7 protein-coding genes are annotated in these 8,305 nt (G+C 67.4%); 3 read left to right on the top strand and 4 right to left on the bottom strand.

The window, feature by feature from the left end; genetic code table 11:
• Positions 1 to 425 (bottom strand): single-stranded DNA-binding protein (locus tag FNH04_RS05440; protein ID WP_152780834.1); only part of this gene is annotated, 425 nt, incomplete at its 3' end.
• Positions 426 to 495: 70 nt separating this feature from the next.
• On the bottom strand, positions 496 to 786 hold the full coding sequence (gene rpsF / locus FNH04_RS05435; RefSeq protein ID WP_004950685.1) for a 30S ribosomal protein S6: 291 nt from the start codon (positions 784 to 786) through the stop codon (positions 496 to 498).
• Positions 787 to 1,050: 264 nt separating this feature from the next.
• Here rpsF and FNH04_RS05430 point away from each other — a divergent pair, with 264 nt between their 5' ends.
• The 3 genes from FNH04_RS05430 to FNH04_RS05420 all read left to right on the top strand — a co-directional run bounded on the left by FNH04_RS05430 (position 1,051) and on the right by FNH04_RS05420 (position 3,829).
• The gene (locus FNH04_RS05430; RefSeq protein WP_152780832.1) at positions 1,051 to 1,365 is read left to right on the top strand and encodes a hypothetical protein; all 315 of its coding nucleotides are present in this window, start codon (positions 1,051 to 1,053) and stop codon (positions 1,363 to 1,365) included.
• Positions 1,366 to 1,577: 212 nt separating this feature from the next.
• Positions 1,578 to 2,699, top strand: coding sequence for a peptidoglycan bridge formation glycyltransferase FemX (femX, locus tag FNH04_RS05425; protein WP_152780830.1), 1,122 nt, complete (start codon positions 1,578 to 1,580; stop codon positions 2,697 to 2,699).
• A 98-nt stretch (positions 2,700 to 2,797) separates the two neighbouring features.
• Positions 2,798 to 3,829 (top strand): alanine racemase, encoded by a 1,032-nt coding sequence (locus tag FNH04_RS05420; protein ID WP_152780828.1) that lies wholly within the window; start codon positions 2,798 to 2,800, stop codon positions 3,827 to 3,829.
• Between the two features lie 121 nt (positions 3,830 to 3,950).
• On the opposite strand, the gene FNH04_RS05415 is transcribed toward FNH04_RS05420, so the two are convergent.
• Both FNH04_RS05415 and FNH04_RS05410 read right to left on the bottom strand, forming a co-directional pair.
• Positions 3,951 to 5,453: a glycosyltransferase family 87 protein gene (locus FNH04_RS05415; RefSeq protein ID WP_152780826.1), complete on the bottom strand. Its 1,503-nt coding sequence runs from the start codon at positions 5,451 to 5,453 to the stop codon at positions 3,951 to 3,953.
• A gap of 140 nt (positions 5,454 to 5,593) precedes the next feature.
• The gene (locus FNH04_RS05410) at positions 5,594 to 8,257 is read right to left on the bottom strand and encodes a transglycosylase domain-containing protein (protein ID WP_152780824.1); all 2,664 of its coding nucleotides are present in this window, start codon (positions 8,255 to 8,257) and stop codon (positions 5,594 to 5,596) included.
• Between the last annotated feature and the right edge of the window lie 48 nt (positions 8,258 to 8,305).

The following is an 8,305-nucleotide window of genomic DNA, read 5'->3' as shown; positions in this document are numbered from 1 at the left end:
CCCCAGCCGCCGCCACCCTGGCCGCCACCGCCGCCGCCGTAACCGCCCTGGCCACCGCGACCGGAGGTCTTGGTGACCTTGGCCGTGGCGTTGCGCAGGCTCGCGCCGACCTCGTCGACGTCGAGCTCGTAGACCGTGCGCTTGACGCCCTCACGGTCCTCGTAGGACCGCTGCTTCAGCCGGCCCTGCACGATGACGCGCATGCCTCGCTGGAGCGACTCGGCGACGTTCTCCGCCGCCTGGCGCCAGACCGAGCAGGTCAGAAAGAGGCTTTCGCCGTCCTTCCACTCGTTCGTCTGGCGGTCGAAGGTGCGGGGCGTGGACGCGACACGGAACTTCGCGACCGCCGCACCGGAAGGGGTGAAGCGCAGCTCGGGGTCGTCGACAAGATTGCCGACAACCGTGATGACGGTCTCGCCTGCCATGGGGAACCTCTCGGCGGGTTTGCTGCTGGCTGCTTGCTACTCGATTCCCGAGATCAGCTGAGCGGAAGGCTCAGTGGGTCTCGGGGCGAAGGACCTTGGTCCGGAGGACCGACTCGTTCAGGTTCATCTGGCGGTCGAGCTCCTTGACGACCGCGGGCTCAGCCTGCAGGTCGATGACCGAGTAGATCCCCTCGGGCTTCTTCTTGATCTCGTACGCGAGACGACGACGGCCCCAGGTGTCGACCTTCTCCACCTTTCCGTTGCCCTCGCGGACGACGGAGAGGAAGTTCTCGATCAGGGGGGAGACGGCGCGCTCCTCCAGATCGGGGTCGAGGATGACCATCACCTCGTAGTGACGCATGTGGAACCCACCTCCTTTGGACTCAGCGGCCACGGTCGTTCCGTGGCAGGAGGGTTGTGATGCGTACGCAACGGTATCGGCCGCCACTGACAATCGGGGGTCCCGGAGGGGAATCCCGTTCGCGGCCTGGGCAGACACCGGTGCAGACGGTACAGACTACCCGCAGACCCGCTTCCGGTTGAAATTAGGCGGCTCCAGCCGCCAGTCTGTACACATCGGGTGTGTATGGCGCTACGATGCGCCGCCTTCCGCAGGAGGTGCCCCATGGCACAGTCAATGCGACCCAACATCGCCGGCTCCCTGTTCGCCACCGATCACAAGCCCCACCCAGTGCAGGACACCCTGCTCGCCGTGACGCTGGTGCTCGGAGCGGTCTCCTTCGTCACGGCGATGTTCGACCATCTGCACCTGCTCAGTTCCTGGACAGGGCTGGTGGGGATCTTCACCGGCGCGTACGGGCAGTTCATCTCGGAGACGACCCGCCAGCGCTTCGGTCTGATCGTGGGTCTCGGCGCCTCGGCGGTCGGTTTCTTCCTCGGTATGGCACATGGAGGTCTCTTCGGCGGCCTCGTCGGCTGACACGGCAACAGCGGCTGACGGTTCGTCCGCGAGCACTCCGGCCGACGAACCGTCAGCCGACCGAACGCCGCCTTTCGGAACCCCGGCCACATTCCGGTCGGAGCCCGGGTTGCATACGGCCAGACGGCGCGCTCGCAGGGCGCAGTAGGCTTCGGCGCGAGAGCCGGAGCCCCTGTACCCATGGGGACACACCAGCCCGAGGAGCGCCCCGAATGAGCCTGACCCTGAGGACGATCAGCCGAGAGCAGCATCTGGCATACATCCAGAGCCTGCCGGCGGCGAGCCACATGCAGGTTCCGGCATGGGCCGATGTCAAGGCGGAGTGGCGCTCCGAGAACCTCGGGTGGTTCGACGGCAGGACCGGCGAGATGGTCGGCGCAGGCCTCGTCCTGTACCGCCAGCTGCCCAAGATCAAGCGCTATCTCGCCTATCTCCCCGAGGGCCCGGTCATCAACTGGTTCGCGCCGAATCTGGCCGAGTGGCTGGAACCGATGCTCGCCCACCTCAAACAGCAGGGCGCCTTCTCCGTGAAGATGGGCCCGCCGGTGATCATCCGGCGCTGGGATGCCGCGTCCATCAAGAAGGGCATCCAGGACCCGGATGTGAAGCGGCTGCGCGACATCGAGGCCGACTTCATCGAGCCGCGCGCCTTCGAGGTCTCCGACAAGCTGCGCCGCATGGGCTGGCAGCAGGGCGAGGACGGTGGCGCCGGATTCGGCGATGTGCAGCCCCGTTATGTCTTCCAGGTGCCGCTCGCCAACCGGTCCCTGGAAGAGGTCCACAAGAACTTCAACCAACTGTGGCGGCGCAACATCAAGAAGGCCGAGAAGGCAGGCGTCGAGGTCGTCCAGGGCGGCTACCAGGACCTCGAGGAGTGGCAGCGGCTGTACGAGATCACAGCCGTGCGTGACCGCTTCCGGCCCCGCCCGCTGTCGTACTTCCAGCGCATGTGGACGGCCCTCAACACCGAGGACCCCAACCGCATGCGGCTGTACTTCGCCCGTCACAACGGCGTGAACCTTTCGGCGGCGACGATGCTGGTCGTCGGCGGGCACGTCTGGTACTCGTATGGTGCCTCGGACAACATCGGACGTGAGGTCCGGCCCTCGAACGCGATGCAGTGGCGGATGCTCCGCGACGCGTACGCCCTCGGTGCGACTGTCTACGACCTGCGCGGTATCTCCGACTCGCTGGACGAGACGGACCACCTCTTCGGTCTGATCCAGTTCAAGGTGGGAACGGGCGGGCAGGCCGCCGAGTACCTGGGCGAGTGGGACTTTCCGCTCAACAAGCTGCTCCACAAGGCACTCGACATCTACATGTCGCGGCGCTGACCCGGCCCCGTATCGCCCCGCCGGTCCGGCGGATGCACCACAATTTCGTTTCACACCTCTGATACACCGCAGCCACGAGAAAGGTTCCGGGACCGGCCATGGCGCTCACGCTCTACGTCGACACCGCGCGCTGGCGGGCACACCACAAGCACGTGCAGGAGCAGTTCCCGGGACTCGTCCCCGTCTGCAAGGGCAACGGCTACGGCTTCGGCCACGAGCGGCTGGCGGAGGAGGCCACGCGCCTCGGCTCGGACATCCTCGCCGTCGGCACCACCTACGAGGCCGCCCGGATCAAGGACTGGTTCAGCGGCGACCTGCTGGTGCTCACGCCGTTCCGGCGGGGTGAGGAGCCGGTGCCGCTGCCCGACCGGGTCATCCGCTCCGTGTCGTCCGTGGACGGCGTGTACGGCCTTGTGGGCGCCCGTGTGGTCATCGAGGTCATGTCCTCGATGAAGCGGCACGGGGTGAACGAGCAGGACCTGCCCCAGCTCCACGCTGCCATAGAGAACGTCCGCCTGGAGGGATTCGCCCTCCACCTGCCGCTGGACCGCACCGACGGCTCGGACGCCGTCGAGGAGGTCATCGGCTGGATGGACCGCCTGCGCGCGGCCCGCCTGCCGCTGCACACCATGTTCGTGAGCCACCTCAAGGCCGAGGATCTCGTCCGCCTGCAGCAGCAGTTCCCGCAGACCCGTTTCCGCGCCCGCATCGGCACGCGGCTGTGGCTGGGGGACCACGAGGCAACCGAGTACCGCGGGTCCGTCCTGGACGTCACCCGCGTCTCCAAGGGCGACCGCTTCGGCTACCGCCAGCAGAAGGCGGCCTCCGACGGCTTCCTGGTCGTCGTGGCGGGCGGTACGTCGCACGGGGTGGGTCTGGAGGCCCCCAAGGCGCTGCACGGCGTCATGCCGCGCGCCAAGGGCGTCGCCCGTGCCGGCCTGGCGACGGTCAACCGGAACCTCTCCCCATTCGTCTGGGGCGGCAAGCAGCGCTGGTTCGCGGAGCCGCCGCACATGCAGGTGTCGATCCTCTTCGTGCCCGCGGACGCTCCGGAGCCCAAGGTCGGCGAGGAACTCGTGGCCCATCTGCGGCACACCACCACGCAGTTCGACCGGCTCGTCGACCGCTGACCGCCTGACCCCACCGATCGCGCGGAGCGCCCCGAGGCGACCTTCGCCCGCGGTTGCCGCTCCAGACAGAAGGCCGTACACGGAATCGTGTACGGCCTTCTGTCTTCTGCTCCTTGTTCGCTCAGGGCGAACCTTCCACGGGGCCGCGGCTACCCCACTCCACGGGCGGCCCGTCGAGCTGCGCCGCGTGCCGCGCAGGATGACGGGCCGCCCCGCCCAGCACGAAGACGTCCGCCGCGCCGTCCAGCACCCCGCCCGCCGGATCATCGTCACCGGCCCGGCGCACCACGTCCCGCTCCGGCATGTAGACGTCCCGCACGACGACAGCGCACAGGTACAGCGTCCCCAGCAGGTGGGCAGTGATGGCGAGTTGGTAGCCCTCGGGCGGCAGTCCCTTGTGGGCGTCCCCGCTGGTCGTGTACGCCAGATACATCCAGATCCCGAGGAAGTACCCGACCTCGCATGCCTGCCAGATCAGGAAGTCCCTCCAGCGTGGCCGGGCAAGCACGGCGAGGGGAACCAACCAGAGCACGTACTGCGGCGAGTAGACCTTGTTGGTGAGGATGAAGGCCGCGACGATCAGAAAGGCGAGCTGGGCGAAGCGTGGTCGGCGCGGGGCGGTGAACGCGAGCGCGGCGATACCCGCGCAGGCGAGCAGCATCATGATCATCGCGTAGGTGTTGGCCGTGTCCGCAGTGATCTGGATGTTCGTCCGCTGCGTGATGATCAGGAAGATCGAGCCAAAGTCGACTCCGCGCTCACGGCTGAAGCTGTAGAACTTCACCCATCCCTCCGGCGCGAGGAGCATCACCGGCAGGTTCACGGCGAGCCAGGCACCGACGGCGCCGAGCAGCGCCGTACCGAACTCCCGCCACCTGCCGGCCCTCCAGCAAAGGACGAGGAGCGGCCCCAGGAGCAGGAACGGATAGAACTTCGCAGCCGTGGCGAGCCCGATCAGTACACCGAACGCCAGAGGCCGCTTCCGCGACCACATCAGCATCGCGGCGGCCAGCAGGGCGACAGCGAGCAGGTCCCAGTTGATGGTGGCCGTCAACGCGAAGGCGGGCGCGAGGGCGACCAGAAGACCGTCCCAGGGGCGCCGACGCTGCGTGCGTACGGTGCAGACGGCGATGATGGCCGCGCACACCATCAGCATCCCCGCGTTGACCATCCAGTACCACTGCTCCTGGTACTGGATACTGCCGCTGCCCGGGGTGAGCCAGGAAGCGACCTCCATGAACACGCCGGTGAGCACCGGGTACTCGAGGTACTCCATGTCGCCGGAGAGCTTGTCGAAGTACGGCACGAGTCCGTCGGCGAAGCCGCGCCCCTGGTAAAGGTGCGGGATGTCCGAGTAGCACGCGTGTGTGTACTGGGAGCTGGCCCCGAAGAACCAGGCGCCGTCGTAGCAGGGCAGCTTCTGCACCATACCGAGGGCGAACATGCCGATCGCGACCAGCGCGACCACCCGCACCGGGGTCCACCAGGACGTCCCGAGCAGTGCGCGCCGCCCGATGGGCCCACCGATCAGCTCACTGCCGGTCGCGGCGACCTCGTCCTCTTTGGTCGGCCGCACCGGTTCCGGCTCGTCCACGCTCACTCGCGTCGTGTCTGCATGGGGCATGCCGCACATCCTGCCGTACGCGCCTAGGAATCGACCGAGGGCCGCCACACCCGGTCGGGTGGAGCGGCCCTCGTTTCACGTGAAACACCTCACGGCGGGTGTTTCACGTGAAACACCCATGGCGGTGTCCGTCCACTGGCCTATCCGTCCGTTCCTCCAAAGAGGCCTCCACCGTTCCCATTGCCTCTGCTGCTGCCCTCGGTTTCGGTTGGTGTGGCCGTCACACCGCCGTCCGTTCCTCCGGTGTCCGTACCACCCGTGTCGGTGCCACCCGTGTCGGTGTTGCAGGTCGGATCGAAGGGGTTGTTGCAGGGCTTACTCGGCGTGGGCGAGGGCTCGCTCTCCGTCTCGGTCGGAGTCGGGCTGGGCTCGGTGTCCTCGTCGTCGGACTCGGTGACCGTCGGGGTCGGAGTCGGGTCCGGATCGTCGTTGACGATCACACCGATGGGCTCGGGCTCGGGGAAGTCGACGCTCTCCTCACCCTTGAGCGCCTGCTCCATGTAGTCGTGCCAGATCTCCGCCGGGAACGATGCACCGTGGATCGACTGCTGGCCGCCCGTTCCGTACATCTCGAGGAACTGGCGGTTCTTCTGCTTCTCGTCGTCGTCCATGCGGTACATGCCGATCGCCGTCGACAGCTGCGGGGTGTACCCGACGAACCAGGCCGACTTGTTCCCGTCGGTGGTACCGGTCTTGCCGGCCACGTCGCGGCCGGTCAGCTGGGCTGCGGTACCGGTTCCCTCGTCGACCACGGTCTTCAGGACGTCGGTGACGTTGTCGGCGACCTTGGAGGTGAAGGCCTGCTTGGTCTTGGCGACGTCCTGGTGCTGGAAGACGACGCCGGTCTTGTCCTCGACCTCCTTGACCGAGTAGAGATCGCGCTGCTTGCCGCTGGCCGCGAAGGTGGCGTAGGCCCCCGCCATGCGGATCGCACTGGGGTCGGAGATACCGATCGAGAAGGAGGGGAAGCCGGTGCCCGTCAGGCTGTCCTGCAGGAGGCCTGCGTCCACGGCGGACTCCTTCACCTTGTCCAGACCGACGTCCATGCCGAGCTGGACGAACGCGGAGTTCGCCGAGACCCTCATCGCCTCACGCAGGTCGATGTTGTAGTTCGGCGGGGTGCCGTACGACTCGTCCCCGTCGTTGGCCTGCAGCCATTCCTCCCCGTCCTCGTTCTGCCAGACCGTCCCGTCGTAGTTCCTGATCTTCAGATCGTTCTGGCCGCTGAACAGGCTCTTGGGGGAGACGATGGTCCGTTCGTCCTGAGCCTGGACCGGGTCACCGTCCTTGTCCCGCACACCCCACTTCATGGCGGCTGCCAGGACGAACGGCTTGAACGTCGAACCCACCTGCGCACCGGTCTGGTCGGCGTTGTTCGTGAAGTGCTTGGTCGCGTCCGAACCGCCGTAGATGGCCCTGATCGCACCGCTGTCCGGGTCCACCGAGGCCCCGCCGAACTCGACGTGGGTGTCCGTCTTGGGGCGCAGCTTGGGCTTGATGTTCTCCTTGCGGACCTTCTCCACGGCCTTCGAGAGCTGGTCGACCTTCTTCTTGCTGAAGGTGGTGTGGATCTCGTAGCCGCCCTGCCGCAGCTGGCTCTCGGTGATGTCGGTGTTCTTGATGATGTACGCCTTGGCGAGAGCGACGAGGTAGCCGACCTGGCCGCCCAGCGCGGTGTTCGACCGCGGGCTCTCGATCTTGGGGAACGTCGTGTACTTGGCCCGCTCCGCGGCGCTGATGCGCTTGTCCTTGACCATCTCGTCGAGAATCCAGCGCCAGCGCTCCGTGGCCCGCTTGCGGTTCTTCTCCGCAGTGGCGGCCACCGGGTCGATCTCGGGCGCGCCCGCCGGGTCGTAGTACGTGGCGCCCTTGAGCACCGCCGCGAGGAAGGCGCACTCGCTGGCGTTGAGCTTGTCAGCCTCCTTGTTGAAGTACGCGCGCGCGGCGGCCTGGATCCCGTAGGCCTCGCGCCCGAAGTAGGCGGTGTTCAGGTAGCCGGCCATCACCTCCTCCTTGGGCTCCTGAGCGCCCACCTTTATGGAGATGAAGAGTTCCTTGAACTTCCGCGACAGGGTCTGCGACTGGTCGTCCAGCATCGCGTTCTTCACGTACTGCTGGGTGATGGTCGAGCCACCCTGTGTCTCGCCACCCTTGGCCATGTTGAAGAGGGCCCGGGCGATACCCATCGGGTCGATGCCGCTGTCGGTCTCGAACGTCTTGTTCTCGGCCGACATGACCGCGTACCGCATCTCCTTGGGGATCTTCGAGTACGGGATGATCTGACGGTTCGTCTCCCCACCGGTGGAGACCATCTGGCTGCCGTTGTCCCAGTAGTAGACGTTGTTCTGCGCCTGGGCCGTCTTGGCCGGGTCGGGAACGCCCACGAGCGCGTAACCGATCCCCGCCACCGCCACCAGGCTTCCGAAGAACGCGATGAAGAGCCCCGTCACGAGCCGCCACGACGGGACCCAGCGCGCGGCCCCGTACCTCCCGGCCCGCGGGTAGTCGATGATCCGCGTCCTGGAAGGCGGGGCGGCACGGCCCCTGCCGCGTCCGGGACCACGACCCGCGCTGTCGGGAGCCGCTCTGCGGCGGCCGCCCCCTCCGCTCCTCTGGGCCGCACGCCGGGCCTCGGCACGGCCGCCGTATGCGCGTTCCTCACCCCCCGAGCCATAGGTGCCGGAAAGAGACCCGGTGGCGCCTCGCGGTGACGCGCGGCGGCCTGAGGGCGCCGATTGGCCGCGTCGGGCCGCGGCACGTCCGCCTTCCTGCGGCTGCGGCGGTTTGCGACGATGCTCGCTCATCGAACGACTACTCCTCGGGCAGGCGCACCTTTGCGCGCCTGGAAACGG

The sequence above is a fragment of the Streptomyces phyllanthi genome, from assembly GCF_009377205.1.
In the GTDB taxonomy this organism is placed as follows: domain Bacteria; phylum Actinomycetota; class Actinomycetes; order Streptomycetales; family Streptomycetaceae; genus Streptomyces; species Streptomyces phyllanthi.
The sequence above is the reverse complement of the archived record's forward strand: the minus strand, read 5'-3'. Positions and strand labels throughout refer to the sequence as shown.

Coding starts and splice junctions, on each gene's coding strand:
- rpsF (WP_004950685.1), bottom strand. CDS start 786: ATGCGTCACTACGAGGTGATGGTCATCCTCGACCCCGATCTGGAGGAG.
- FNH04_RS05410 (WP_152780824.1), bottom strand. CDS start 8,257: ATGAGCGAGCATCGTCGCAAACCGCCGCAGCCGCAGGAAGGCGGACGT.
- FNH04_RS05430 (WP_152780832.1), top strand. CDS start 1,051: ATGGCACAGTCAATGCGACCCAACATCGCCGGCTCCCTGTTCGCCACC.
- FNH04_RS05420 (WP_152780828.1), top strand. CDS start 2,798: ATGGCGCTCACGCTCTACGTCGACACCGCGCGCTGGCGGGCACACCAC.
- FNH04_RS05415 (WP_152780826.1), bottom strand. CDS start 5,453: ATGCCCCATGCAGACACGACGCGAGTGAGCGTGGACGAGCCGGAACCG.
- femX (WP_152780830.1), top strand. CDS start 1,578: ATGAGCCTGACCCTGAGGACGATCAGCCGAGAGCAGCATCTGGCATAC.